Origin of the sequence: Sphingomonas radiodurans (assembly GCF_020866845.1) — a bacterium.
In the GTDB taxonomy this organism is placed as follows: Bacteria; Pseudomonadota; Alphaproteobacteria; order Sphingomonadales; family Sphingomonadaceae; genus Sphingomonas; species Sphingomonas radiodurans.
In genome coordinates, this window is sequence record NZ_CP086594.1 from 1,276,197 (window position 1) to 1,300,575 (window position 24,379).

The following is a 24,379-nucleotide window of genomic DNA, read 5'->3' on the forward strand; positions in this document are numbered from 1 at the left end:
TCACGAAAAGGCCGTGACGCGTTCGGGGCGCCACGGCAACCCCTTACGCCCGCATTGGCGTTGATCGCCATAGCGCCTCGCTACCGCAGGCTCGGTCCGAAGCGGTTTGCCTTGCGCGAGCCGGGCAGTGCCATCACGACCAGATAGGCCAGCGCCGCGATAGTATCGATGGCAGGGATCGCACCACCCACGAAAAACAGCGCGAGCCACCATCCCCGCAAGCCCAGGTCGTGCAACCGCCGCACCGTCACCGCGAACAGCGGCACGATCAGCGGCAACAAGGCGAACCCGGCCCATGTCGTGAACCGGTTCTCCAGCGCCCGCTGGCCGCCCGTCGAAACAAGAACGAGCATCACGACGAAGAAGATCACGGCGAGGAGAAGCTGGAACATCCAGTATTCGCGCCGACCGGATCTTCCCGCGAAATCGGCGTACCGGCAGATGGGCATGATCATCGAATTCAAAATCATTTCTCCGTCGCAGCGTCGTGCTAGCTGAAACGCCACAGAGCGTAGGGCCGGACAACCAACTATCGGAATTTAGACGACGAATCGGCAGCGTGCCAACTTGCCGGCGCTGTTGGCGCCGCGCCACGTGCCATTGGTTCGGCGCCAATCCTGGTCGATTAACACTGGATTCCGCCACCGCACCCGCATAGCGTCGCCACCAGAACAAAAGTTATGGGGAGGGCCGAAGCTTGGCCGTGACACTCTGGGATCACCCGCTGTCGCCATATGCGCAGAAGGTGAAGATCGCGCTGCGCGAAAAGGGCGTGGCATTCGAGACCGCGGTTCCCGGCGGGATCGGCGTCGGCGGCGCCGCGGGCGATTTCGTCGCCGCCAACCCGCGCGCCGAAGTGCCCGCGCTGATCCACGACGATGTCAGCATCTTCGATTCGACGATCATCCTCGAATATATCGAGGATGCCTGGCCCGAACCCGCGCTGCTGCCCGCGTCCCCTGCCGATCGCGCCCGCGTGCGGATGATCGAGGACGTCGTCGATACGCATCTCGAAGCCGTGAATTGGGGCCTCTCCGAACTGCGCTGGTTCGGCCGCGCGAAAGGCCCGCTCGGCGATTCGCTGGCCGACAAGGCCGCCACGCAGATCCGCGGCTATCACGCCTGGCTCGAACGCGCGCTGGGTGATCGCACCTGGTTCAATGGCGATGCCTTCGGCTGGGGCGACCTGTCGGTCGTGCCCTATATCAACGGCTCGGCCGGTCACGGCGTGCCACCCGAGGCGGGATCGAAACTCGCCGATTGGCTCGCCCGCGCCAACGCCCGGCCGTCGGTGCGCGCGACGACGGTGGAGGCGGCAGCCGTCGCCACCTCGGGCGGCATGGGCGATGTCGCCAAGCTGCTCGAACAGGGCCTCTTCAAGCGCGAATATCGCGATCACCGGCTCGAATGGATGATCAAGTCGGGCGGGCTCGAGGTCGTCACGCAAGGCATGGCCAAGGACAATATCCGCTTCTCCCCCGATCTCGCCTGATCCCACAAGTTTCACAGGAAAACAGCACGATGCATCTCGTCAGCGACCACATCGTCGAAGGCCGCGCCGGCCCGACGTTCGACCAGGCCTATCCCACGGTTCCCGGCGTCGATCTCATCGACATCAAGCGCTTCACGCAGGGCCAGCCGTGGGACGATTTCGCCCGGATGCGCGCTGAAGCGCCGCTGATGTGGCACCCTATGCCGCGCGGCGGCGTCGGCTTCTGGGCCGCGACCAGCTTCGAGGGCGTGAAGCAGATCAACGGCGATCCCAAGACGTTCAGCTCGGAAACCGGCGGCATCCTGATGGCGCTCGGGCCGCAGGAAACGCGCCATCCGACGCTGTTCTCCGCCTCGACCAATTCGATGATCAACCTCGATGGCCGCCCGCACCGAGAGATGCGCCGCGAACATATGCCGTATTTCACCGCGACCTATATCAAGACGCTGCGTGAACGCGTGTCGGGCGAAGTGACTCGGCTGCTCGATACGATGGCGCCGCTCGGCAAATGCGATCTGGTCGAGAAATTCTCGCAGCGGCTGCCGATCTTCACGCTCTGCGAAATGCTGGGCGTGCCGCATTCGGATCGCGAGCGGTTCATCGGCTGGATCCACTTCCTCGAAATGGCGCAGCAGGTCGCCACCGAACAGGCCGAGCAACTCGCCGGCGGCGGCGAGATGAGCCCGCAGATCCTCGCCTTCATCGAGATGTTCAACAAGAACGTCGCCGAGATGTTCGAATATGGCCGGCACATGATCGCCAAGCGCCGCGCCGATCCGCAGCCCGATCTGATGAGCGCGATCGCCAATGCGGTGGTCGAGGGCGATCAGCTGCCCGATCCGTATCTCGACGGCGCGTGGCTGCTGATCGTGTTCGCGGGCAACGATACGACGCGCAATTCGATTTCCGGCGCGATGAAATTGTTCACCGAGCACCCGGACCAGAAGGCGCGACTGCAGGCCGACGGCAGCCTGCTGACCAACGCCGTCCACGAGATCACCCGGATGGTCTCGCCGGTCATCTACATGCGTCGCACCGCCACCGTCGATACTGAGGTCGAAGGGCAGAAGATCGCCAAGGGTGAAAAGGTGATCATGTATTACGGCGCGGCCAACCGCGATCCGGCGATGTTCCCCGATCCCGACCGCTTCGACATCGGCCGCGCCAATGCCGAAAAGAACATCGCCTTCGGCTACGGCCCGCACATCTGCATCGGCCGGATGACCGCGCAGCTCCAGCTCGAGGAAGCCTATCGCCAGATCTTCGCCCGCTTCCCCGACATCCGCTGGACCGGCGATATGGATATCGCGCCGAACAATTTCGTCCACGCCGTCCGCCGCCTGGAAGTCGAATTCACGCCAGAACGGGCTGCGCAGGCCGCGTGAGGGTGGCAGCATGAATGCACCCCGCTGGGTCCGCTTCTGGTTCCGCATCGCCGCGATCTACGGCCTCGTCGCGCTCCTGCCGCAGTTCCTCCTTCCGCAGCCCGCGGGGGCGGAGCTGGTGGCATACGCCTTCATCGGCACCGCAAGCGCGTTCCAGCTCGTCTTCTGGGTGATCGGCGGCGATCCGGCGCGCTATCGCTTGCTGATGCTGCCGGGCGTGGCCGAGAAGCTCGCGTTCGGCGTTCCCGCCGTCCTGCTCTTCGCGGCGGGCAAGGTCGCGGCGCTGGTCCTGGTGTTCGCCATCATCGATCTGGCGCTCGGGCTCGGCTTCTTCCTCGCCTGGCGCGCCACGCCGCGGCGATAAGTCACCACGCGGGGGGGCGCATGGCCGCGTCCCCCGCCAGCGGCGGAACTCACCCCGCCGATCTCGGAATCTCGGTGTCGCTCGGATATGGTTTGCCGCCGCCCTCCCCCGAAAACACCCCGCGCATGCGCCACCCGCAGATTCAGCATCTGCTTGACGGCGGCTCGAACCGCCGCTCACCCTCGCGCATACGAGTAAGACATCCTAGTTAGGCCCCAATGCAGCTTGTCATCGTCGAATCGCCCGCCAAGGCGAAGACCATCGAGAAATACCTCGGCTCGGATTATCGCGTTCTCGCGAGCTACGGCCATGTCCGCGATCTGCCGCCGAAAGACGGCTCGGTCGATCCCGATGCGGGCTTCGCGATGGAATGGGAAAACTACGCCGACAAGGCTAAGCAACTGAAAGCAATCGCCGATCTCGCAAAGGGCGCCGATCGGCTGATCCTCGCGACCGATCCCGATCGCGAGGGCGAGGCGATCAGCTGGCACGTCCAGGAAGTGCTCGCCAAGCGCAAGGCGCTGCCCAAGGACGTCCAGCGCGTCACCTTCAACGCGATCACCAAGGCCGCGGTGCTGACCGCGATGGCGAATCCGCGCGAACTCGATACCGACCTGATCGACGCCTATCGCGCCCGCCGCGCGCTCGATTATTTGGTCGGCTTCACGCTTTCGCCCGTCCTGTGGCGCAAGCTCCCCGGCGCGAAATCCGCCGGCCGCGTCCAATCGGTGTCGTTGCGTCTGATCGTAGACCGCGAACGCGAGATCGAGGCCTTCCGCGCGCAGGAATATTGGTCGGTCACCGCCGCGATGGAGCAGGACGGCACGCCCTTCACGTCGCGGCTGGTGCAATGGGACGGCAAGAAGATCGATCGCCTGACGATCGGTAACGAGGGCGATGCGCTCGCGGCCAAGGCGGCGGTCGAGGCCGGCCGCTTCGCGGTCGAGCGCGTCGAAACAAAACCCGCGACGCGCAACCCGCCGCCGCCCTTCACCACCTCGACGTTGCAGCAGGAAGCGGCGCGCAAGCTCGGCTTCTCGGCCGATCACACGATGCGGATCGCGCAGCAACTCTACGAGGATGGCGCGATCACATACATGCGCACCGACGGCGTGCAAATGGACGGCAGCGCGATCGATGCCGCGCGCGGCGCGATTGCGAAGCGCTACGACGCGAGTTATGTACCTGACAAGGCGCGACAATATCAGACCAAGGCCAAGAATGCGCAGGAAGCGCACGAGGCGATCCGCCCCACCGACTTCTCGCGCGACAAGGTCGGGTCAGGCGATCACGCGCGGCTCTACGATCTTGTGTGGAAGCGCGCGCTTGCCAGCCAGATGGCGTCGGCGCGGATGGAGCGCACGACGGTCGATTTCGCCGACGGCACGGGCCGCAACATGCTCCGTGCGACCGGCCAGGTCGTGCTCTTCCCCGGCTATCTCGCGCTGTACGAAGAGGGGTCGGACGACAGTGCCGACGAGGATGCCAAGCGGCTGCCGAAGCTGCGCGAGGGCGATTCACCCGCGATCAAGTCGGTCGACGCCGAGCAACATTTCACCCAGCCGCCGCCGCGCTTCTCCGAAGCGTCGCTGGTCAAGCGGATGGAGGAACTGGGGATCGGTCGCCCGTCGACCTACGCGTCGATCATCAAGACGCTGAAGGACCGCGCCTACGTCCGCGTCGAGAAGAACCGCTTCTTCGCCGAGGAATCGGGCCGTCTGGTCACGGCCTTCCTCGAACGTTTCTTCGAACGCTACGTCGGCTACGATTACACCGCCGGGCTCGAGGACGAGCTCGACGACGTCTCGGGCGGGCGCGCGCAGTGGCAGACCGTGCTTGAGAGCTTCTGGCGCGATTTCAAGCCGCGCACCGCCGAGGTGATGGAGTTCAAGCCGAGCGAAGTCACCGAACAGCTCGATGTCTTCCTCGAATCGTATCTGTTCCCCGACAAGGGAGACGGCAGCGACGCGCGGTTATGCCCGAATTGCGGCGACGGACGGCTCGCGCTGCGTGGCGGCCGCTACGGCGCGTTCATCGCCTGCTCGAACTACCCCGAATGCAAATACACGCGCCGTTTCGCCCAAGTCGGCGGCGAGTCTGGCGACAGTGGCGAGCCCGAACAGCTCGGCCAAGATCCCGAAACCGGCCTGCCGGTCGAGCGCAAATCAGGGCGCTTCGGGCCGTACATCCAGCTTGGCGACGGCAAGGAAGCCAAGCGCGCCTCGATCCCAAAGGATATCGGCGAACTCGATCTCGAAATGGCGCTCAAGCTGCTCAGCCTGCCGCGCACGATCGGCAAGCATCCCGAAACGGGCAACGACATCGTCGCCTCGATTGGGCGCTATGGGCCGTATCTGCAGCATGACGGCAAATATGCGCGGCTCGGCGCGACGATGGACGTGTTCGAGACCGGCATGAACGCCGCGGTCGTGAAGCTCGCCGAAGCAGCAGCCGGCGGCGGACGCCCGCAGCGCGGCTCGCGCGAGCCGCTCAAGGTGCTCGGCAAGCATCCGCGCACCGAGGCGGAGATCAAGCTGATGGAAGGCCGCTACGGCCCGTACGTCACCGACGGCGATACCAATGCAACGCTGCCCAAGACGATCGCGCCTGATGCGCTGACACTCGAGGAAGCCGCGCAGCTGATCGACGATCGCGCCGCAATGCCGTCGAAGGGCAAGCCGGCGAAGAAGAAAGCGCCAGCGAAGAAGAAGGCGGCACCAGCCAAGGCAGCCGAGGCAGCGCCCGCCAAGAAAGCCGCACCGAAGAAGGCTGCGGCAAAGAAGTAGCGCAGCCTGCTCCCCTCCCCTTGTGGAAGGGGCTGGGGGAAGGGCGGTGTCTCACCGAGACCATCGTCCCCCAGTGAGACGCTCCTCTTACCCGGCGCGTCAAAAACGGTTCGTTATCAACGAGATAGCTGTAGCGGCTTAGGCCGCCCGGCGCGCGCTCGCAGCGATCCAGTCGCGCGCTGCGCGCTGTGCCGTCGCGATCTCGCGTGCGCTCATGTCGTCGGCGACTTCGGCGCGCGCGGCCTGCGCTGCCTCATATCCGGCAACCGCCGCCAGATTGAACCATTTGTGCGCTTCGATCAGGTCGTAGTCGGCGCCCGCAGTGCCGGTCGAATAGGCAACGCCCAAGTCGTAGCAAGCCAGGCCATCGCCGCGCATCGCGTCGGCAATCCGGCTGTCGATCAGAAAACGCGCACTCTTCAGACTGTTACCCATGTCGATCGCCCCTGTTCATGTCCCCATGCGGCGATCTTGGCGCGATTCGTCTCACCAAATGGTTAATGGGTTAATCGGCATCGATCGCGATGTTGTCGATGAGCCGCGTCTGCCCCATCCGGGCCGCGGCGAGCAGCCGGCGCGGGCGATCGGCGGGCGGTGCCGGCGCAAGCGTCTCGGCATCGACCAGCGCGACATAATCGACCACGAAGCCCGCCGCGAGCAGGCTGTTCTGCGCATCGCCTAGCGCCGTCTCGGCATCGTCCCCACGCCCGATCGCCCGCGCCGCCACACCCAGCGCACGCGGCAGAGCAACCGCCTTCGCGCGCTGCTCGTCGTCGAGGTAGATGTTACGCGAGGACAGCGCGAGGCCATCGTCGTCGCGCTGCGTCGGAACGCCGACGATCTCCAGCCCGAAATCGAGATCGGCCACCATCCGGCGGATCACCGCGAGCTGCTGGAAATCCTTCTCACCAAAATAAGCGGCGTCCGGCGTCACTTGGTTGAACAGTTTGGCGACCACCGTCGCGACGCCGTCGAAATGCCCAGGCCGCGCAGCGCCGTCGAGCCCCTCGGACACGCCCGCCACACCGATGCTGGTCGCAAACCCCTCGGGATACATTGCCTCCACCGGTGGCAGCCACAGGAGGTCGCATCCCGCCTCCACCAGCATGCGCGAATCAGCTGCCTCGCGCCGCGGATAGCGCGCAAGATCCTCGTTCGGGCCGAATTGCTTGGGATTGACGAAGATCGACGCGACGACCTTCGTCCCCGGACGCTTCGCCGCCTCGACCAGCGCGACATGCCCGGCATGCAGCGCCCCCATCGTCGGCACCAGCGCCACGCGCGCGCCATCGGCGCGAAAAGCCGCCACCGCAGCGCGCAGGTCGTTCAGATCACGGACCGTCTGCACGCTCGTTGAAACTCCACTCGTAACGGAAACCCGGGCCATCTATGGGGGACTACCAAAGCGATCAACAAGGGATACGACGACTTGCCGACCGGTTCCGACAACACCCATGTCATCGTCTTTGCCAATGAAAAGGGCGGGACGGGCAAGTCGACGACCGCGGTACACGTCGCGATCGCCCTCGCCGTACGGGGTGCACGCGTCGCGTGCCTTGATCTTGATCATCGCCAGCGCACCATGGGCCGCTATCTCGACAATCGTACCGAAACGGTACGTCGCACCGGAGCGGACCTTGTCGTGCCGCGGCATCGCACCGCGCACGAGGATTTCGAGGAAGCCTTTGCCACGATGGCGCAAGGCAGCGACTATCTGGTGATCGACACGCCCGGCCGCGACGATCCCTACGCCCGCGCTGCGGCCACGCGCGCCGACACGCTCGTCACGCCGATGAACGATAGCTTCGTCGATTTCGACCTGATCGGCCAGGTCCATCCCGAAACCTTCAAGGTGACGCGGCCCAGCTTCTATTCCGAGCTGATCTGGGACGCGCGCAAGGCGCGCGCGAAGGCGGATGGATCGACGATCGACTGGGTCGTCCTGCGCAACCGCCTGCAACACATCGAGGCGCGCAACATGCGCCGCGTGTCCGAAGCGCTCGACCAGCTCGCCAAGCGTGTGGGCTTCCGCATCATCCCAGGGCTCGGCGAGCGCGTAATCTATCGCGAGTTGTTCCCGTCGGGGCTGACGATGCTTGATCCCAAGGAATTCGGCGCGATGGGGCTCGGCCATGTCGCCGCGCGCCAAGAGCTGCGCGAGATGATGGCCGGGCTGGCATTGCCCGAGCCCGCCGTGCCCACGTTCGCATGATGTGGAAGCTGATCATCGCCCTGCTGGTGGCCTATGCCGGCTGGCGGCTGTGGAACGACGCGCTGGGCGCCAAGCCGAAACGGCGCGCCATTCCGACGAGCGAGCCGATCGACGCGGCAGCGGCGCGTCGCCTGCTCGGGGTCGATCGCGCCGCCGACGAGCCGACGATCCGCGCCGCGCACCGCCGCCTGATGGCCGAAGCGCATCCCGACCGCGGCGGCTCGGCCGACGAAGCCCGCGCGCTCAACGCCGCGCGCGATCTGCTGCTCGGACAAGCCGCCTGATCCGCCACTACTTCAGTCGCGCGAACAAGACCGCGATATAGACGACGAGCAATGCGGCGATCGCCACCGCGCCAGCCTCGTGCAGCCGTCGGTGATGACTGATCGCGCAGGCGAGCGCGACGGTTGCAAAGACGACGTGGAAGGCGAGGTTGGCGCCGGACGGCAGATAGCCGTCGATCAGCAGATCCTTGAGCACGCTGACGAGCAGGATCGCAACCAGAATGCCGAAGAAGGGCCGTGTCTCGCGATAGTAATGCGCGCGAAGGTCGGCCGGTTCGCCGAACTTGATGTCGGGCAGCACCAGTGCGGCCAGCATGTACAGCAACGTCGTCTGCACCAGCACGATGCCGAACTCGGCGAAGGTCCATTCGGCATGGTCCGCCAGCCCGAAGCTCGCCCACCACATCTGCACCGCCATCAACAGGATCGTGCCCGCCCACAGCAGCACCGGCGGATAAAGTGCGACATGCCGCCGCGACAGCATCAGCCCGCGGATCCCCTGCAGCACTTGCGTGATCGCAAGGCCCAGGATGATCGACAGCAGGACGGAGAGGTAGGAGAAGGCGTCCATGGCGACATTGGTGTGCTGCCCGGCGGCGGCGCGCAAGTCCGCAATCGCGTCGTCATGCCGGGCTAGCCCCGCATGACGATGATTGATGACGGACAAGGCAAAGGGGCCTTAAACACGTGCGATGCAGCACCATTTCCACCCCTCGATCCTGCGCGAGTACGACATTCGCGGCACCGTCGGGCGTACGCTCGGCCCCGAGGATGCCCGTGCCGTCGGTCAGGGGTTCGGAAGCATCGTGCGACGCGGCGGGGGGCGCCAAGTCGCGGTCGGTCGCGACGGGCGGCGGTCCTCGCCGGCGCTGGAGGCAGCACTGATCGAAGGGCTCGTCGCAGCCGGGATCGAGGTGGTGCGCATCGGGCTCGGCCCGTCGCCGATGCTATACCATGCTGAGCGCAGCCTGAAGGTGGATGGCGGCATCCACGTAACCGGCAGCCACAATCCCGCCGACGACAATGGCTTCAAGATCGTACTTGGCCACCGCCCGTTCTTCGGCGCGGACATCACCGCGCTTGCCGCCCTCGTGGCGCGCGGCGACGTGGAAAGCGGCACCGGCCAGGTCACCGAGGCAAACGTGCTCGCCGACTATGTCGCGCGGCTGGTCGAAGGCCCGCCTCTGCCGCCGTTCCGCATCGGCTGGGATGCCGGCAACGGCGCCGCCGGCCCCGCAGTCGAGCGCCTCGTGCAGCTGCTGCCGGGTGAGCATCATCTGCTGTTCACCGATGTCGACGGCGATTTTCCGAATCATCATCCCGATCCCACCGAGGAAGCCAATCTTGCCCACCTCCGCACGCTCGTGGCGGAGGAAAGCCTCAATTTCGGTGTAGCGTTCGACGGCGATGGTGATCGGATCGGCGCGATCGACGCGCACGGCCGCGTCGTCGCCGGCGATCAGCTGCTGGCGATCCTGGCCGAGCCGGCCCTGCGCGCCCAGCCCGGCGCCGCGATCGTCGCCGACGTGAAGGCAAGCGCCACGCTGTTCGACCGGATCGCCGAACTCGGCGGGCGGCCGGTGATGTGGAAGAGCGGCCACAGCAACATCAAGACGATGATGCACGAGGTCGGCGCCCCGCTCGCCGGCGAGATGAGCGGGCATCTGTTCTTCGCCGAGCTCGGCGGGCACGACGACGCGCTCTACGCCGCGGTACAGCTGATCCGCGCGGTCGGCGCGAGCGGCGGATCGCTCGCCGACCTGCGCGATGCCATGCCGGACGTGGTCGCAACCCCCGAACTGCGCTTTGCGGTCGACGAGCCGCGCAAGACGGCGGTCGTCGAGGAAGTGCTCGCCCGGCTCACCGCCGAAGGAGCAAGCGTCGATCGCACCGACGGCGCACGCGTGACGACCGCGGACGGCTGGTGGCTGCTGCGCGCATCGAACACGCAAGCGATGCTAACTGCGCGCGCCGAGGCGCGCGACCCCGCAGCGCTCGACCGGCTGGTGGAAACGATCGACGCGCAGCTCGCGGCAAGTGGCGTGGTACGCGCCAGGTAGCCGGCGGCGCGCTTTCACGTGCCGGAAGCGGATGACACCGCCCGCCTCAGCCCCCACATGCCCATCATGCGTCAGCAACCCAGCATCATTCGCGTCATCGACCTCGAGACCACCGGCAACGCCCCGCCGACGCATGGCGTGTGCGAAATCGGCTGGCAGGATGTCGCGCTTGGCGCCGACGGGCGCTGGGAGATCTACGGCGAGGGCGGCAACCGGCTGGTCAATCCGGGGCGCTCGATGCCGCCGATCACGCAGGCGATCCACCATATCCGCGACGAGGATGTCGCCGACGCGCCATGGTGGCACGATGTCGCGCGCGCGGTGCTCGATCCCTATCCGCGCCGCGTGGCGCTCGCCGCGCACCGCGCCGACTTCGAGCAACAATTCTGCACCCCGGCGATGACGCATGGCGCCAGCTGGATCTGCACGTGGAAGTGTGCGCTGCGGCTGTGGCCTGATTCACCCAGCTTCTCGAATCAGGTGCTGCGCTACTGGCGCAAGCCGGCCGGTCTCGAGCACGAACGCGGGCTTCCCGCGCATCGCGCCTTCCCCGACGCCTATGTCACCGCCTTCCACCTGCGCGACATGCTCAACGAGGCAAGCGTGGCGCAGCTGATCGAATGGTCGAACATCCCCGCCCTGCTGCCGCGCGTCCGCTTCGGGGTCGACCGCGGCAAGGCCTGGACCGAGATCGAGGCGGAAAGCCTCGCCAAGTTCATGACCGATCGCGATCCCGACGTGCGCTTCACTGCCGAGACCGAGATGGCGCGGCGCCGCGGCGGCGGGTCGGTCGGACGGATGACATCGCAGGAACTGCTGCTCTGATCCTGCCCGCAGTCGCGGCACTGGCGCTTTCCCGGCGCGGTCCGTAAACGACGCGACGATGGCGATCGCATTGGGGCACAGGTTCACGGTACGCGAAGGGCGGATCGGCCAGGTGCTGATCGGCTTCATGATCGCCGGCTTCGTCGCGCTCCTCGCCGCGGGAGTCGCCGGTGCATGGGTAACCAGCGAATTCCAGCGCCACAACGAGGCGGTCGCGCATACCTATGAGGTAGAACTCGCAGTCGCCGATACGCGCCGCCTGATCGAGCAGGGCGAGACGACACGTCGCGGCTATCTGCTTTCGCCCGATACCCCGGGCTTTCTGCGCGCTTACCGGGAAGCGAGCAACGCCTTGCCGCAATCGATCGGGCGACTGCAGCGGCTCACCGCGGATAATCCGCGTCAGCGGACAAGCATACGTGCGCTGACGGAACGCACGCGCGACCTCTTGCAGCGGCGCGAACAGACGCTCGCTCTGGTGGGGGAAGGCAGAACGGCAGCGGCGGTCGCGCTATTCCGCCGGGAGCTGAGCGCCGAGCGGTTGCGCGCGATCCGCGGCGTCTTCGATGCCATGACGCGCGAAGAGCGCCGCCTGCTGCTGGAGCGTGATGCGGAGCAGCAACGCAGCATCATGCTGTTTTACGTGGTGCTCGCGGCCGCCGGCGTGCTGCTGCTGCTCGTCGCGATCGCTGCGTTGCTCATCGTCCTTCGCTACACTGCCGATCTCGGCCGATCGCGCGCGGATCTCCAGCAGCTCAACGAAAGCCTTGAAGCGATCGTGCAGGAGCGAACGTCGGATCTGACGCGCGCGAACGACGAGATCCAGCGGTTCGCCTATATCGTCAGCCACGATCTGCGCTCGCCGCTCGTCAACGTGATGGGCTTCACCGCCGAGCTCGAGACCGCGACGACCGCCTTGCGCGATCTGGTCGACCGCACCGAGGCGGAGTCGCCCGCCTTGCTAACCGAGGACGCGCGGCTCGCGGCGCGCGAGGATCTGCCCGAGGCGATCGGCTTCATCCGCACCTCGACGCAGAAGATGGATCGGCTGATCAACGCCATCCTCGCGCTGTCGCGGCAGGGCCGCCGCGTGCTTGCGCCCGAGCGGCTCGATCTGGCGCAGCTCGTCGGCGGTATCCGCGACTCGATCGCTCACCGGCTTGACGAGCAGGGAGCGACCGTCACTGCCGAGGGCAAGCTGCCGGACATCGTGAGCGACCGCGTCGCGATCGAGCAGATCCTGTCGAACCTGATCGAGAATGCGGTGAAATACCGCCATCCCGATCGCCCGGTGGCGGTGCGCGTGAGCGGCGGCGCGACCGGCGATCGCGCCTGGATCGCAGTGAGCGACAATGGCCGCGGCATCGATCCGCGCGATCACGAGCGCGTGTTCGACCTGTTCCGCCGCTCGGGCACGCAGGATCAGCCCGGCGAGGGCATCGGGCTCGCACATGTCCGCGCGCTCGCCTATCGTCTCGGCGGCACGATCACCTTGCGCTCGGCGCTTGGCGAAGGTGCCACCTTCAGCCTATCGCTTCCCACGACGCTGAGCATTCAGGAAAAGCCATGAACGCACACCAATCCGTCGGCATCATCATGATCGAGGATGACGAGGGCCATGCCCGGCTGATCGAGAAAAACATCCGCCGTGCCGGAATCATGAACGACATCAAGCATTTCGTCGACGGCACCACCGCGCTCGATTATCTCTTCAACGGCGCTGACGGCCCGACGCGCAACGGCCCGGCGCTCGTGCTGCTCGATCTCAACCTGCCCGACATGAGCGGGACGGATATTCTCACCAAGATCAAGCAGTCCGACGGCCCGCTCAAGCGCACCCCCGTCGTGGTGCTCACCACCACCGACGACAGCCGCGAAATCCAGCGCTGTTACGATCTCGGTGCGAACGTCTACATTACAAAGCCGGTCAATTACGAAAGCTTCGCCCAGGCAATCCGTCAGCTCGGCCTGTTCCTGTCGGTGATCCAGGTTCCCGATCTCGAGGATTGATGAACCGCATTCTCTACATTGACGACGACGAGGGCATCCGTCGCCTCGCCTCGCGCGCGCTGGCGCGCCGGGGATGGGACGTGACGACCGCGGACGGTGGCCAGGTCGGGGTGCAGATCGCGTCGGAGCAGCGTTTCCAGCTCGTGGCGGTCGATCACTATATGCCAGGGATCGACGGGCTGGAGACGGTCAACCGGTTGCGCGCGCTCGATGCGCCGCCAAGCATCGTCTATGTTACCGGATCGGAAGAGCAGAGCGTCGCCGTCGCGGCGCTGCGCGCGGGCGCTTCCGATTATGTGGTGAAATCGGTCGGCGATGATTTCTTCGATCTGCTCGACGCATCGTTCCGCACCGTGGTCGCACGCGCGCAGCTCGAACGGCAAAAGGCAACCGCCGAGGAATCGCTACGTGTCTCGAACGCACGGCTCGAGGCGCTGCTGAGCGAGGTCAACCATCGCGTTGCTAACTCGCTCCAGATCGTCTCGGCGATGGTGCGCCTTCAGGCGAGTGCGCTGATCGATCCGGCCGCACGCGCGGCCCTTGAGGATACGCAGCGGCGGATCAGTGCGATCGCACAGGTCCATCGCCGGCTCTATACCGGCGGTGACGTCGAGCAGGTCGACATGCGCGAATATCTCTCCGCGCTGGTCGATGAGCTGGCGGAAACCTGGTCGACCGAGCAGCAGCCGCGCGCACTCCGGCTGGTCGCCGATCCCATCCATCTGCCCACCGATCGCGCCGTCTCGCTCGGCGTGATCGTCACTGAGCTCGTCAGCAACGCGTGCAAATATGCTTATCCGGCGGGCAGCGGCGAGGTGCGCGTTGAGTTGCATCGCGAGGGGAACGACGTGTTCCTGCTCGCGGTGGAGGACGATGGCGTCGGGATGTCCGGCGAAATTTCACCCGGCGGCACCGGCGTTGGCACAAAGCTGATCCGCGCGATGGCGCAGAGCCTTCAGACATCCGTCGAATATGACACCAAGCATCGCGGCACCCGCGCCACGCTGCGCGCCGCGCTTGCCTGAACCGAAGGAAATTCCATGAAGACCCGTGCCGCCGTCGCGTTCGAAGCGAAGACGCCGCTCGAGATCGTCGAGCTCGACCTCGAAGGCCCCAAGGCCGGCGAAGTGCTGGTCGAGATCATGGCGACCGGCATCTGCCACACGGATGCCTATACGCTCGACGGGCTCGACAGCGAGGGGCTGTTCCCCTCGGTGCTCGGCCATGAAGGCTGCGGCATCGTGCGCGAGGTCGGGGCGGGCGTCACCAGCGTCGCACCCGACGATCACGTCATCCCGCTCTACACGCCCGAATGTCGCCAGTGTAAGTCGTGCCTCAGCCAGAAGACCAACCTGTGCACCGCGATCCGGGCGACACAGGGCAAGGGCCTGATGCCCGATGGCACGAGCCGGTTCAGCTACAAGGGCCAGCAGATCTTCCATTACATGGGCTGTTCGACCTTCTCGAACTTCACCGTGCTGCCCGAAATCGCGCTGGCGAAGATCCGCCCCGACGCGCCGTTCGACACCAGCTGCTACATCGGCTGCGGCGTGACGACCGGCGTCGGCGCCGTCGTGAACACCGCAAAGGTCGAGGCGGGCGCGACGGTGATCGTCTTCGGTTTGGGCGGCATCGGGCTGAACGTGATCCAGGGCGCGAAGCTCGCCGGCGCGGCACGGATCGTCGGCGTCGACATCAACCCCGATCGCGAGGAATGGGGCCGCCGCTTCGGCATGACCGATTTCGTGAACCCGAAGGACGTCGGCGATATCGTCCAGCATCTCGTCGCGATGACCGATGGTGGCGGAGACTATACCTTCGACTGCACCGGCAACACGACGGTGATGCGCCAGGCGCTCGAAGCCTGCCATCGCGGCTGGGGCGAATCGATCGTCATCGGCGTCGCCGAAGCCGGCAAGGAAATCGCCACCCGCCCGTTCCAGCTCGTCACCGGTCGCGTGTGGAAAGGCAGCGCCTTCGGCGGCGCCCGCGGCCGCACCGACGTGCCCAAGATCGTCGACTGGTACATGAACGGGCTGATCCAGATCGATCCGATGATCACGCACCGCCTGTCGCTCGACGAGATCAACAAGGGCTTCGACCTGATGCACGCCGGCGAAAGCATCCGCAGCGTGGTGGTTTACTGATAGGGCCTCCCGTCACCCTGAACTCGTTTCAGGGTCCACCGCTCAACGAACGCATGCGTCACGTGTGAGGCGGTGGATGCTGAAACAAGTTCAGCATGACGGCGGCATTGGGCGACTACGGCGGCGATCTGTCCGTATCGCCGGCCCGGCCTCAGTTATCGCGCCCAGCCACATACCCATCATACGCCCCGCAATTCTCCGGATCCTTGCGGCAGCGCTTCTGCCAGTCGCGGCGCTCACGGCCCTCGCGCGCTTCCTTCTTGCGCATTTCGCAACCGAAGTTGCGGTCGGCCTCATCCTGGCTCGTCGTCGCCCAATCCGCGGCCTGGCCGGCGACCTTGAATGGCGCGGTCACCACGCTCGCCGTCGTCCGAATGCACCCGCCAGCCAGAAGCGGCAGCAGCGCCGCTGAGACCATGATCCTTACCGTACGCATCACTTCACTCCCCGTGCATCGTTACGCGCCTTAATGCCGATCGCTGGAAAATCTGTGAAGAATCCGTCGATACCAAGGCGAAGCGCCGCCGCGATCTCGCCCGCAACATCGCCATGCTCGACCGGACTTGCGCCACGTCGGAAGGCGGCGGGCAGAAAATAATTCTCCGCACGATACGTCCACGGATGGACGCGCAGCCCCGCCGCATGCGCATCGCGCACCAGCGGCGCCGGCGTTTCGCCCTGCCACAGCATCGCCTTGTTCGGCCCGAGCCCGAAGGCATAAGTGGCGATCGTCGCGAGCCCCGCCGGCGTCACCATCGCGGCATAGCTCGGCGCGGCCCCATCGGCCGGCGCGCCTTCGCCATCCACCAGCTGGATCAGCCGCACCTTCGTCATGTCCTTCAGCCGCTGCAGGTTCTTCACCTCGAACGACTGGATGAACACCGGCGCGTCGGCACTGTCCCACCCCGCCGCCTTCAGCGCCGCGACGAGCGGCGCGTCGGTGCCCTTGCCGATCGATGCGAAATAGGTCGGGTGCTTCGTCTCGGGATAGATCGCGACCTTGTGCTTCTTGGCGAGCGCGATCACTTCCTCAAGAGTCGGGATCGTCTCCTGCCCGTCGAACGCACTGTTACCCGGCCGCAACTGCGGCAGCCGCTCCTTCGCGCGCAGCGTCTTCAGCTCGGCCAGCGTGAAATCCTCAGTAAACCAGCCGGTCTGTGCGCGATCGTCGATCGTCTTGGTCGCGCGCCGCGCAGCAAATTCGGGGTGATCGGCGACGTCGGTCGTCTCCGAAATCTCATTCTCGTGCCGCGCCACCAGATGGCCGTCACTCGTCGGCACCAGATCGGGCTCGATCACGTCCGCCCCTTGCGCGATCGCCAGTTCATACGCCGCGATCGTGTGTTCGGGCCGCTCGCCCGAAGCGCCGCGGTGCGCGATGACGATCGGCGGTGAAAGCGGCGTGGCAGTCTGCATCAGGGGAACTTGCGGCGAAGCGCAGCCGCCCGCCAGAGCCATAACAAGAATTATCATGGCATACTTGGATCGGGCGATTGGCTGGCGCATATTGCGCTCATGCGCTTCACCATCAACGGCAGCAAGCGCGAGGCCGAACCCGATATTCGCGCCTCGCTCCTCGACCTCCTGCGAGAGGATCTTCGCCTTACCGGCACGAAAAAGGGCTGTGATCATGGTCAGTGCGGTGCCTGTACGGTGCTGGTCAACGGGCGGCGGATCAATGCGTGTCTCACGCTCGCGGTGATGCATCAGGATGATGACATTGTGACGATCGAGGGTCTCGGCTCCGCCGATTCGCTCCATCCGATGCAATCAGCCTTCGTGCGGCACGACGGCTATCAGTGCGGTTACTGTACCCCGGGCCAGATCTGCTCGGCCGTCGGCATGCTCGACGAAGTCGCGAAGGGCTGGCCGAGCCACGTGTCGGACGACCTTACCGACGTATCGCTCGACGATGCCGAAATCTCCGAGCGGATGAGCGGCAACATCTGTCGCTGCTCGGCGTATCCCAACATCGTCGACGCAATTCGCGAAGTTCACGGCCGCGAAGTCCATGGCGCCGAGGTGGACGCATGAAGACCTTCAACTACGCCCGCGCCGAAAGCCCCGAAGATGCCGTGCGCGCCGGCGGCCGCTTCATCGCGGGCGGCACGAACCTGATCGACTTGATGAAGCTGCAGGTCGAAACGCCAGAGAAACTCGTCGATATCAGCCGGCTCGATCTGAATGCGATCGAAGAAAAGGACGGCGGGCTGCTGATCGGCGCTTTGGTGCCCAACAGCGATCTCGCCGCCGACCCGCGCGTGATCGCGCTCTACCCTGCGCTCAGCCGCGCATTGCTCGCCGGCGCCTCGGGCCAGCTCCGCAACAAGGCGACGACCGGCGGCAATTTGCTCCAGCGCACGCGCTGCTATTTCTTCTACGACACCCACGCCGCCTGCAACAAGCGCGCGCCCGGCAGCGGGTGTGATGCACTCGGCGGCTTCAACCGCATCCACGCCGTGCTCGGCACCAGCGACCAGTGTATCGCCACCCACCCCGGCGACATGCCGGTCGCGATGCGCGCGCTCGACGCGACGGTGGTGACGCTCAAGCCCGATGGCGACCGCCGCCGCATCCCGCTGGCGGATTTCTACCGCCTCCCCGGCAACACGCCGCACATCGAAACCGCGCTCGAGCCAGGCGAACTGATCACCCACATCGCCCTCCCCGCCCCACCCGCCGGCGCGCGCCAACTCTACCGCAAGGTGCGTGATCGCGCTTCCTACGCCTTCGCGATCGTCTCGGTCGCTGGTGTGATCACGATCGAGGACGGGAAGATCGCCCACGCCGCGCTCGCCTTCGGCGGCCTCGCGCACCTGCCCTGGCGCGATCCCGCCGTCGAAACCGCGCTAGTCGGCCAGGCCCCGACCGAAGCGACGTTCGCCGCCGCGGCCGACGCGCTGCTCGCCGATGCACGCGGCTTCGGTCACAATGATTTCAAGATCCCGCTCGTGCGGCGCGTGCTGATCGCCGCGCTGCGTGACCTGACGCAGGATGCCGCATGAACGATCTCGCGATGGACGCCCCCTACCGCCCAGCGGCACTCGACCGCGCGCAGCAGGGCCTGCTCGGCAAACCGATCGACCGCTACGAAGGCGCGTCGAAGGTCAGCGGCGCTGCCGCCTACGCCTATGAACAGGCGCCCGAGAACACGGCGTATATGGCACTCGTCACCGCGAGCATCGGCCGCGGACACGTGACCTCGATCGACGCGACGCAGGCCGAGGCGTTGCCCGGCGTGATCGCGGTGATCCACGGCGATCCCCGCATGCCGAGCAACGAATCGAACTCGCGCCAGCCGGCCAATCTTGGCGCGACCGAGGTGTTTCACTACGGCCAGGCCGTCGCGCTCGTCCTTGCCGAAACGCAGGAAACCGCCCGCGCCGCCGCCCGCCTCGTCGATGTGACGTACGATGAGCAGGCCGGCCGCTTCGATCTCGACGCGGTCGAGGTGCAGCGCGATCACAAGCTCGGCTTTTTGCCCCCGATCGACCGCGGCAATCTCGACGATGCGCTCGCCACCGCTGACGTCGTGCTAGACCGCAGCTATACCACCCCGATCCACTTCCCCGCCGCGCTCGAGCCGCACGCCACCACCGCGTGGTGGGAAGGCGATCGGCTGATCGTGCGATCGAGCAATCAGGTGATCGGCGGCGCCAAGGTGACGATCGCCGCCGCGCTCGGGATCGACAAGGATCGCGTCCGCGTGCTCGCACCGTACGTCGGCGGCGGCTTCGGCGGGAAAACGGGCGTTGGCCCCGAAGTGATCTTCGCCGCGATCGCCGCCGAGAAGATCGGCCGCCCGGTAAAGATCGCGCTCAGCCGCCGTCAGACCGCCTACATGGTCCACCATCGCTCGCCGACCACGCAGCGGCTGCGCATCGGCTGCGACGCCGAAGGCCGGATCAGTGCCTTCGGGCACGAAAGCGTCGCCTATCAGAACGATGACGGCGCGTTCCTCGAACCGGTTCCGTTTGGCACGCTACCGCTCTACGCCGGCGCGGCGCGGCGCTTTCGCACCGATCTCGGCCGTATCGATCTGCCCGCCACCGGCGCGGTGCGCGCGCCCGGCGAGGCGATCGGCACCTTCGCGGTCGAATGCGCGATGGACGAGCTCGCCGAACAGCTCGGCCTCGATCCGATCGAACTGCGCCGCCGCAACGAGCCCGAGGCCGATCCCACCACCGGCAAGCGCTTCTCCACGCGCCGCATGCTCGATTGCTACGAAGAAGGCGCCCGCCGCTTCGGCTGGGACCAGCGCAACGCAACGCCGGGCAGCCGGCGCGAGGGTGAGTGGCTGATCGGCATGGGCATGGCAGCGGCACTGCGCGGCAACTTCACCGTCAACGCCGAGGCCGAAGTGACGCTCGGCGCGGACGGCCGCGCGACGGTGCGCACCGATATGACCGACATCGGCACCGGCACCTATACGATCCTCGCGCAGGCGGTCGGCGAGATGCTCGGCCTGCCGGTCTCCGCGATCGACGTGGTGATCGGCGACAGCGATCTACCGCCGAGCGCGGGTTCGGGCGGATCGTTCGGCGCCGGCAGCGCCTGCGCCGCGGCAATGCTCGCCTGCGAGGACATTCTTGCCGAACTGGCGCTGCGCATGAACGCCGCGCCCGAAGATCTCGCGCTCAAGGACGGCCAGGTCACCGCCGGCGGCCGCACCAGCCCGCTCGCCGACCTCGTCCGCGACCGCCCAATCGACGCCAAGGGGAAGACCTCGCCCGGCAAGGAATCGCAAGCGACCAGCCAGGCGAGCCACGGCGCACAATTCGCCGAGGTTGCGGTCAACGCGGTGACTGGCGAAGTGCGCGTGCGCCGCATGCTCGGCGTGTTCGATATCGGCCGCGTTCTGAATGAAAAGACCGCGCGCAACCAGATCGTTGGCGGCATGGTCTGGGGCGTCGCCTATGCGCTCACCGAGGACGGCATCGTCGATCCGCGCAACGGCCGCTTCGTGAACCCCGATTTCGGTGAATATCACGTCGCGGTGAATGCCGACGTGCCGCAGATCGAGGCCTATTTCATCGAGGAAATCGACGACTCGGCCAATCCTGCGGGCGCCAAGGGCGTCGGCGAACTGGGCATCGCCGGATCGGGCGCCGCGGTCGTCAACGCGATCCACAATGCGACCGGCGTGCGGTGCTACGACATGCCCGTGACGCTCGACAAGCTCCTCGCCTCGCTCCCCCCGGTGTAGCCGCATGGCCGATAACGACTCCGTCCTCGCCGCCGCCGAAGCGTGGAAAGGCTCGCGGATGGCAATCGCCACCGTCGTGTCGACCTGGGGCTCGGCGCCACGCCCGCGCGGCAGCCACATGCTGGTGCATGAGGACGGTCGCTTCGAAGGCTCGGTCTCGGGCGGCTGCGTCGAAGGCGACATCCTCGACACCGCGGCGCAAGTGATCGCCGGCGCGCCGTTCGCGGTGAAGGACTATGGCATCGCCGACGCGAGCGCATGGGAAGTCGGGCTGCCCTGCGGCGGCCAGATCAGCGTCATGGTGCAACCGGTGTCGGCCGAGGGCTTCGACCCCGAACTGTTCGACCGCATCGTCGAAGCCCGCGCCGATGGTCAGTCCCTGACCGTCACGACCGATCTCGCATCCGGTCACTCCGACCTGCAACCAGTGGAAACCGGCGAGATCTTCGCCAACCGCTATGATCCGCCACGCCGGCTGATCATCATCGGCGCGGTGCAGATCGCGCAATCGCTCGTCGGCCTCGCGCGCACGCTCGGCATCGAGACGGTGGTGGTCGATCCGCGCGGGCGCTTCCTCACCGATGAGCGCTTCCCCGATACCACGCTTGACGATCGCTGGCCCGACGAGGCGGTCGCCGCCTACAAGCCAGGCCCATCGACCGCGGTGGTGACGCTGAGCCACGACACCAAGATCGACGATCCCGCGCTCCTCGCGGCGCTGTCCGCGCCGACGGGCTATGTCGGCGCGCTCGGCAGCCGCAAGAGCCACGCCGCCCGCCGCGAGCGACTGGCCGCGGCTGGCGTCGCGGAGGCCGATCTCGACCGGATCGACGGACCGGTCGGGCTCGATATCGGCGCGATCGGCCCGGCGGAGATCGCGCTGTCCATCGCCGGCGCGATGGTCAAAGCCTTCCATGATCGCGGCTGAGGACGTCGCTCTAGTCCTCCTCGCCGCCGGCAAATCGACCCGCTTCGGCGACAGCAAGCTGGACGCACTACTCGGCGATCAGCCGCTCGGCCTACACGCCGCGATCACATTCGCGGCAATCCCCTTCGCACGGCGCATCGCGGTGACGGGCCGCTGCCAGCTCGATTACAGCGCGCACGGCTATGCGGTCGTCACCAACGACGATCCGGTCGGCGACATGGCCTCCTCACTCCGCCTCGGCATCGCCGCAGCGGGCGACGCAGCAGCGGTGCTTGTCATGCTCGCCGACATGCCGCGCGTAACAGCAGCGCACGTCGGTCAAATGCTCGAAGCCGCCGACGGCCCCGATGCGATCGTCGCATCCAGCGACGGCGGCGTGCCACGGCCGCCAGCACTATTCGGCCGCGCCTGGTTCGCCACACTCGCAACGATCACCGGAGACCACGGCGCACGCGACCTGATCCGGTCGGGAAAGCAAGTGGCAGCACAGCCAGGCGAGCTGGTCGACATCGACACGCCTGAAGACCTGCAACGCCTCGCCACTTAACCCGCACGGGCGCGCCGTCGCCCCAATTACCTCGTCATGCCGGGCTCGTCCCGGCATCCACGGTGCAGCAAGCGCTCAAGCCGACAAATTGGCGGCACGGTGGATCCCGGGACAAGCCCGGGATGACGGAGCTCTGGACGGGACTTATGCCTTCACAATCATCCCCACCACCTCACTCATGCCGCAAAGCATCGATCGGATTGAGCGCCGCCGCCCGCCGCGCCGGGAAATAACCGAACACCACCCCGATCACCGCCGAAATCCCGAAGGCGATCAGGTTGATCGTCGGATCGAACGTCCACGGCACTTGCATCAGCGGCGTCGCCACCAGAATCACGACCTGCGCCAGCGCCAGCCCGATCAACCCGCCCAGCATCGACAGCGCGATCGCTTCGACCAGGAACTGCATCAGCACCTCGTTCGCCACCGCTCCGATCGCCAGCCGGATGCCGATCTCGCGTGTCCGCTCGGTCACCGAAACGAGCATGATGTTCATGATCCCGATCCCGCCGACCACGAGGCTGATCGCCGCCACCGCCGCGACGATCCGCGTCAGCAGCGTCGTCGTGCCGGTCAGCGTATCGCTGATCTGCTTGGTATCGAAGATGTTGAAATCGTCCTGCTTCCCGCCGGTGATCGTGCGGCGTTCGCGCAGCAGATCGGTGATCGACGCCTGCACCGCCTCGGTCGAATAGGCTTGATCCACCCCGACGAGCATCAGCCGCACGTCGCGGGTGCCGGTAAAGCGCCGCTGCACCGCCTTGATCGGCATCACGACGGTATCGTCCTGATCGCCGCCAAACCCGGCCTGTCCGCGCGCAGTCAGCACGCCAATCACGTCGCAGCTGATCGCGCCGATCCGCATCCGCTGGCCGATCGCGTCGCCACCTCGAAACAGGTTCTGCCGCACGGTATTGCCGATGATGCACACCGCCTTGCCCGCCTGCTCCTCCGCCGGCGTCCAGGTGCGCCCCTGCGCCAATGGCCAGGGCTGAACGGTGAAGATCGCGTTGGTGGTGCCCTGAATCGTCGTCGACCAGTTCGCGCCCTCGTAGATCGCGGTGGCGGTTGCCGACGCTTGCGGCGCGACCGCGGTGACGCCAGCGACCTGCTGCGAAATCGCGGTCACGTCCTCGGGTTCGAAATCCGGCGGGCGCGGTCCACCGCCACCTCGACCGAAGCCTTGGCCGGGCCGTATCTGAAGCACGTTGGTGCCGAGCGCCGAGATCTGCTGCTGCACCGCGCTGGTCGTCGCCTTGCCCAGCGTCACCATCGCGACCACCGCACCGACGCCGATAACGATGCCGAGCGTCGTCAGGAACGAGCGCAGCAGATGTCGGCGGATCGATCGCAGCGCCAGCGACAGCGTGGTGCCGATCATCATGCGCTTGGCTCCTGCACGGGCAGGACCGAGGGTGCGGTGGCAACATCCTGCCCCGGCCGGTGATTGGCGTCGATCCGCTCGACCAGCCCGTCCTTGAAGTGGATCACGGTGCGCGCGAACGCCGCCATGTCGGGCTCGTGCGTCACCATCAGCACCGTGATGCCGCGCTCGCGGTTGAGATCGGTGAGCAATTCCATGATTTCGACCGAGCGTTCGGAATCAAGATTGCCGGTCGGCTCGTCGGCCAGCAGCACGTCGGGATTGGTGACGATCGCGCGCGCGATCGCGACTCGCTGCTGCTGCCCACCCGATAGCTCGGCCGGCGTATGATCCCACCAGTCCGCCAGCCCGACCTTGTCGAGCGCCGCCATCCCGGCATCGTGCCGCGCCTTGCGATCGTCGCCACGATACAGCAGCGGCAGCTCGACATTCTCGAGCGCGCTCGTCCGGCTGAGCAGGTTGAACCCTTGGAAGACGAAGCCGAGATAGCGCCGGCGCAGCAAGGCGCGCTGGTCACGATCCAGCGCCTCGACGTGATGCCCGCGGAACAGGAAGGTGCCCGCCGAAGGCACGTCGAGGCAGCCCAGGATGTTCATCGTCGTCGACTTGCCCGATCCCGACGGCCCCATCACCGCAACGAAATCGCCCGCGGCAATGTCGAGATCGACGCCCTTCAGCGCCTGGAATGCGGTCGGCCCGGCGCCATAGACCTTGGTAACGCCGCGCATCGTGATGATCGGGGCTGGCCC

The 24,379-nt window shown here is 66.4% G+C and carries 25 protein-coding genes; 17 read left to right on the top strand and 8 right to left on the bottom strand.

Annotated features, from left to right (window positions below):
• Positions 1-80: 80 nt before the first annotated feature.
• Complete coding sequence (locus tag LLW23_RS06185; protein WP_228947893.1) at positions 81-392, bottom strand: DUF805 domain-containing protein; 312 nt, start codon at positions 390-392, stop codon at positions 81-83.
• A gap of 311 nt (positions 393-703) precedes the next feature.
• Between LLW23_RS06185 and LLW23_RS06190 the strand changes: the two genes are divergently transcribed.
• From LLW23_RS06190 to topA, 4 genes are all read left to right on the top strand, one after another.
• Positions 704-1,492: a glutathione S-transferase family protein gene (locus tag LLW23_RS06190; protein ID WP_228948487.1), complete on the top strand. Its 789-nt coding sequence runs from the start codon at positions 704-706 to the stop codon at positions 1,490-1,492.
• A 29-nt stretch (positions 1,493-1,521) separates the two neighbouring features.
• Positions 1,522-2,877 (top strand): cytochrome P450, encoded by a 1,356-nt coding sequence (locus tag LLW23_RS06195; protein ID WP_228947894.1) that lies wholly within the window; start codon positions 1,522-1,524, stop codon positions 2,875-2,877.
• Positions 2,878-2,887: 10 nt separating this feature from the next.
• Positions 2,888-3,241, top strand: coding sequence for a hypothetical protein (locus LLW23_RS06200; RefSeq protein WP_228947895.1), 354 nt, complete (start codon positions 2,888-2,890; stop codon positions 3,239-3,241).
• 218 nt (positions 3,242-3,459) lie between these two features.
• Positions 3,460-6,027, top strand: a complete 2,568-nt coding sequence (gene topA / locus LLW23_RS06205; RefSeq protein ID WP_228947896.1) for a type I DNA topoisomerase — start codon at positions 3,460-3,462, stop codon at positions 6,025-6,027.
• Positions 6,028-6,165: 138 nt separating this feature from the next.
• Here topA and LLW23_RS06210 read toward each other — a convergent pair whose 3' ends face one another.
• Positions 6,166-6,462, bottom strand: a complete 297-nt coding sequence (locus LLW23_RS06210; protein WP_228947897.1) for a hypothetical protein — start codon at positions 6,460-6,462, stop codon at positions 6,166-6,168.
• 70 nt (positions 6,463-6,532) lie between these two features.
• Positions 6,533-7,375 carry a pantoate--beta-alanine ligase gene (panC, locus tag LLW23_RS06215; protein WP_228947898.1) on the bottom strand — a complete coding sequence of 281 codons (843 nt, stop codon included), beginning with the start codon at positions 7,373-7,375 and terminating at the stop codon, positions 6,533-6,535.
• Positions 7,376-7,456: 81 nt separating this feature from the next.
• Here panC and LLW23_RS06220 point away from each other — a divergent pair, with 81 nt between their 5' ends.
• Both LLW23_RS06220 and LLW23_RS06225 read left to right on the top strand, forming a co-directional pair.
• Entirely contained in the window at positions 7,457-8,239 is a 783-nt protein-coding gene (locus LLW23_RS06220; protein WP_228947899.1) for a division plane positioning ATPase MipZ, read from the top strand.
• On the top strand, positions 8,236-8,523 hold the full coding sequence (locus LLW23_RS06225) for a J domain-containing protein (RefSeq protein ID WP_228947900.1): 288 nt from the start codon (positions 8,236-8,238) through the stop codon (positions 8,521-8,523). Before LLW23_RS06220 ends, LLW23_RS06225 begins: the two co-directional genes overlap by 4 nt.
• Before the next feature lie 7 nt (positions 8,524-8,530).
• Here LLW23_RS06225 and LLW23_RS06230 read toward each other — a convergent pair whose 3' ends face one another.
• On the bottom strand, positions 8,531-9,190 hold the full coding sequence (locus tag LLW23_RS06230) for a hypothetical protein (RefSeq protein WP_228947901.1): 660 nt from the start codon (positions 9,188-9,190) through the stop codon (positions 8,531-8,533).
• A gap of 25 nt (positions 9,191-9,215) precedes the next feature.
• Between LLW23_RS06230 and pgmG the strand changes: the two genes are divergently transcribed.
• The 6 genes from pgmG to LLW23_RS06260 all read left to right on the top strand — a co-directional run bounded on the left by pgmG (position 9,216) and on the right by LLW23_RS06260 (position 15,565).
• Positions 9,216-10,583, top strand: coding sequence for a phosphoglucomutase/phosphomannomutase PgmG (gene pgmG, locus LLW23_RS06235; protein ID WP_228947902.1), 1,368 nt, complete (start codon positions 9,216-9,218; stop codon positions 10,581-10,583).
• 66 nt (positions 10,584-10,649) lie between these two features.
• Positions 10,650-11,408 (top strand): exonuclease domain-containing protein, encoded by a 759-nt coding sequence (locus tag LLW23_RS06240; RefSeq protein WP_228947903.1) that lies wholly within the window; start codon positions 10,650-10,652, stop codon positions 11,406-11,408.
• Between the two features lie 58 nt (positions 11,409-11,466).
• The gene (locus tag LLW23_RS06245) at positions 11,467-12,978 is read left to right on the top strand and encodes a sensor histidine kinase (protein ID WP_228947904.1); all 1,512 of its coding nucleotides are present in this window, start codon (positions 11,467-11,469) and stop codon (positions 12,976-12,978) included.
• A complete protein-coding gene (locus LLW23_RS06250) occupies positions 12,975-13,418 on the top strand; it encodes a response regulator (RefSeq protein ID WP_228947905.1) in 444 nt (147 codons plus the stop codon). The genes LLW23_RS06245 and LLW23_RS06250 overlap by 4 nt, the downstream gene beginning before the upstream one ends.
• Positions 13,418-14,443 (top strand): sensor histidine kinase, encoded by a 1,026-nt coding sequence (locus LLW23_RS06255; RefSeq protein ID WP_228947906.1) that lies wholly within the window; start codon positions 13,418-13,420, stop codon positions 14,441-14,443. Before LLW23_RS06250 ends, LLW23_RS06255 begins: the two co-directional genes overlap by 1 nt.
• Positions 14,444-14,458: 15 nt before the next feature.
• Positions 14,459-15,565 (top strand): S-(hydroxymethyl)glutathione dehydrogenase/class III alcohol dehydrogenase, encoded by a 1,107-nt coding sequence (locus LLW23_RS06260; RefSeq protein ID WP_228947907.1) that lies wholly within the window; start codon positions 14,459-14,461, stop codon positions 15,563-15,565.
• A 151-nt stretch (positions 15,566-15,716) separates the two neighbouring features.
• Here the strand turns inward: LLW23_RS06260 and LLW23_RS06265 are convergent, their stop codons facing one another.
• Positions 15,717-16,001, bottom strand: a complete 285-nt coding sequence (locus LLW23_RS06265; RefSeq protein WP_228947908.1) for a hypothetical protein — start codon at positions 15,999-16,001, stop codon at positions 15,717-15,719.
• Positions 16,001-16,981: a glycerophosphodiester phosphodiesterase gene (locus LLW23_RS06270; RefSeq protein ID WP_228947909.1), complete on the bottom strand. Its 981-nt coding sequence runs from the start codon at positions 16,979-16,981 to the stop codon at positions 16,001-16,003. The genes LLW23_RS06265 and LLW23_RS06270 overlap by 1 nt, the downstream gene beginning before the upstream one ends.
• 99 nt (positions 16,982-17,080) lie before the next feature.
• Between LLW23_RS06270 and LLW23_RS06275 the strand changes: the two genes are divergently transcribed.
• Genes LLW23_RS06275 through LLW23_RS06295 form a run of 5 tightly spaced genes read left to right on the top strand, consistent with a single transcriptional unit; the run spans position 17,081 to position 22,246 of the window.
• A complete protein-coding gene (locus LLW23_RS06275) occupies positions 17,081-17,599 on the top strand; it encodes a 2Fe-2S iron-sulfur cluster-binding protein (protein WP_228948488.1) in 519 nt (172 codons plus the stop codon).
• A complete protein-coding gene (locus LLW23_RS06280; protein ID WP_228947910.1) occupies positions 17,596-18,570 on the top strand; it encodes an FAD binding domain-containing protein in 975 nt (324 codons plus the stop codon). The genes LLW23_RS06275 and LLW23_RS06280 overlap by 4 nt, the downstream gene beginning before the upstream one ends.
• Positions 18,567-20,771, top strand: coding sequence for a xanthine dehydrogenase family protein molybdopterin-binding subunit (locus LLW23_RS06285; RefSeq protein ID WP_228947911.1), 2,205 nt, complete (start codon positions 18,567-18,569; stop codon positions 20,769-20,771). Before LLW23_RS06280 ends, LLW23_RS06285 begins: the two co-directional genes overlap by 4 nt.
• A gap of 4 nt (positions 20,772-20,775) precedes the next feature.
• A complete protein-coding gene (locus LLW23_RS06290) occupies positions 20,776-21,699 on the top strand; it encodes an XdhC family protein (protein ID WP_228947912.1) in 924 nt (307 codons plus the stop codon).
• Positions 21,686-22,246 carry a nucleotidyltransferase family protein gene (locus LLW23_RS06295; RefSeq protein WP_228947913.1) on the top strand — a complete coding sequence of 187 codons (561 nt, stop codon included), beginning with the start codon at positions 21,686-21,688 and terminating at the stop codon, positions 22,244-22,246. The genes LLW23_RS06290 and LLW23_RS06295 overlap by 14 nt, the downstream gene beginning before the upstream one ends.
• Before the next feature lie 172 nt (positions 22,247-22,418).
• On the opposite strand, the gene LLW23_RS06300 is transcribed toward LLW23_RS06295, so the two are convergent.
• Positions 22,419-23,627: an ABC transporter permease gene (locus LLW23_RS06300; RefSeq protein WP_228948489.1), complete on the bottom strand. Its 1,209-nt coding sequence runs from the start codon at positions 23,625-23,627 to the stop codon at positions 22,419-22,421.
• Complete coding sequence (locus LLW23_RS06305; RefSeq protein WP_228948490.1) at positions 23,627-24,358, bottom strand: ABC transporter ATP-binding protein; 732 nt, start codon at positions 24,356-24,358, stop codon at positions 23,627-23,629. Before LLW23_RS06305 ends, LLW23_RS06300 begins: the two co-directional genes overlap by 1 nt.
• Between the last annotated feature and the right edge of the window lie 21 nt (positions 24,359-24,379).

Excerpts from the sequence above, each read along its gene's own strand:
- topA (WP_228947896.1), top strand. The coding sequence starts at position 3,460 with ATGCAGCTTGTCATCGTCGAATCGCCCGCCAAGGCGAAGACCATCGAG.
- LLW23_RS06280 (WP_228947910.1), top strand. The coding sequence starts at position 17,596 with ATGAAGACCTTCAACTACGCCCGCGCCGAAAGCCCCGAAGATGCCGTG.
- LLW23_RS06210 (WP_228947897.1), bottom strand. The coding sequence starts at position 6,462 with ATGGGTAACAGTCTGAAGAGTGCGCGTTTTCTGATCGACAGCCGGATT.
- LLW23_RS06185 (WP_228947893.1), bottom strand. The coding sequence starts at position 392 with ATGTTCCAGCTTCTCCTCGCCGTGATCTTCTTCGTCGTGATGCTCGTT.
- LLW23_RS06265 (WP_228947908.1), bottom strand. The coding sequence starts at position 16,001 with ATGCGTACGGTAAGGATCATGGTCTCAGCGGCGCTGCTGCCGCTTCTG.
- LLW23_RS06295 (WP_228947913.1), top strand. The coding sequence starts at position 21,686 with ATGATCGCGGCTGAGGACGTCGCTCTAGTCCTCCTCGCCGCCGGCAAA.
- LLW23_RS06255 (WP_228947906.1), top strand. The coding sequence starts at position 13,418 with ATGAACCGCATTCTCTACATTGACGACGACGAGGGCATCCGTCGCCTC.
- LLW23_RS06305 (WP_228948490.1), bottom strand. The coding sequence starts at position 24,358 with ATGCGCGGCGTTACCAAGGTCTATGGCGCCGGGCCGACCGCATTCCAG.
- LLW23_RS06240 (WP_228947903.1), top strand. The coding sequence starts at position 10,650 with ATGCGTCAGCAACCCAGCATCATTCGCGTCATCGACCTCGAGACCACC.
- LLW23_RS06300 (WP_228948489.1), bottom strand. The coding sequence starts at position 23,627 with ATGATCGGCACCACGCTGTCGCTGGCGCTGCGATCGATCCGCCGACAT.
- LLW23_RS06290 (WP_228947912.1), top strand. The coding sequence starts at position 20,776 with ATGGCCGATAACGACTCCGTCCTCGCCGCCGCCGAAGCGTGGAAAGGC.
- LLW23_RS06225 (WP_228947900.1), top strand. The coding sequence starts at position 8,236 with ATGATGTGGAAGCTGATCATCGCCCTGCTGGTGGCCTATGCCGGCTGG.
- LLW23_RS06260 (WP_228947907.1), top strand. The coding sequence starts at position 14,459 with ATGAAGACCCGTGCCGCCGTCGCGTTCGAAGCGAAGACGCCGCTCGAG.
- LLW23_RS06195 (WP_228947894.1), top strand. The coding sequence starts at position 1,522 with ATGCATCTCGTCAGCGACCACATCGTCGAAGGCCGCGCCGGCCCGACG.
- LLW23_RS06200 (WP_228947895.1), top strand. The coding sequence starts at position 2,888 with ATGAATGCACCCCGCTGGGTCCGCTTCTGGTTCCGCATCGCCGCGATC.
- pgmG (WP_228947902.1), top strand. The coding sequence starts at position 9,216 with ATGCAGCACCATTTCCACCCCTCGATCCTGCGCGAGTACGACATTCGC.
- LLW23_RS06245 (WP_228947904.1), top strand. The coding sequence starts at position 11,467 with ATGGCGATCGCATTGGGGCACAGGTTCACGGTACGCGAAGGGCGGATC.
- LLW23_RS06270 (WP_228947909.1), bottom strand. The coding sequence starts at position 16,981 with ATGCAGACTGCCACGCCGCTTTCACCGCCGATCGTCATCGCGCACCGC.
- LLW23_RS06285 (WP_228947911.1), top strand. The coding sequence starts at position 18,567 with ATGAACGATCTCGCGATGGACGCCCCCTACCGCCCAGCGGCACTCGAC.
- LLW23_RS06250 (WP_228947905.1), top strand. The coding sequence starts at position 12,975 with ATGAACGCACACCAATCCGTCGGCATCATCATGATCGAGGATGACGAG.
- LLW23_RS06275 (WP_228948488.1), top strand. The coding sequence starts at position 17,081 with ATGCGCTTCACCATCAACGGCAGCAAGCGCGAGGCCGAACCCGATATT.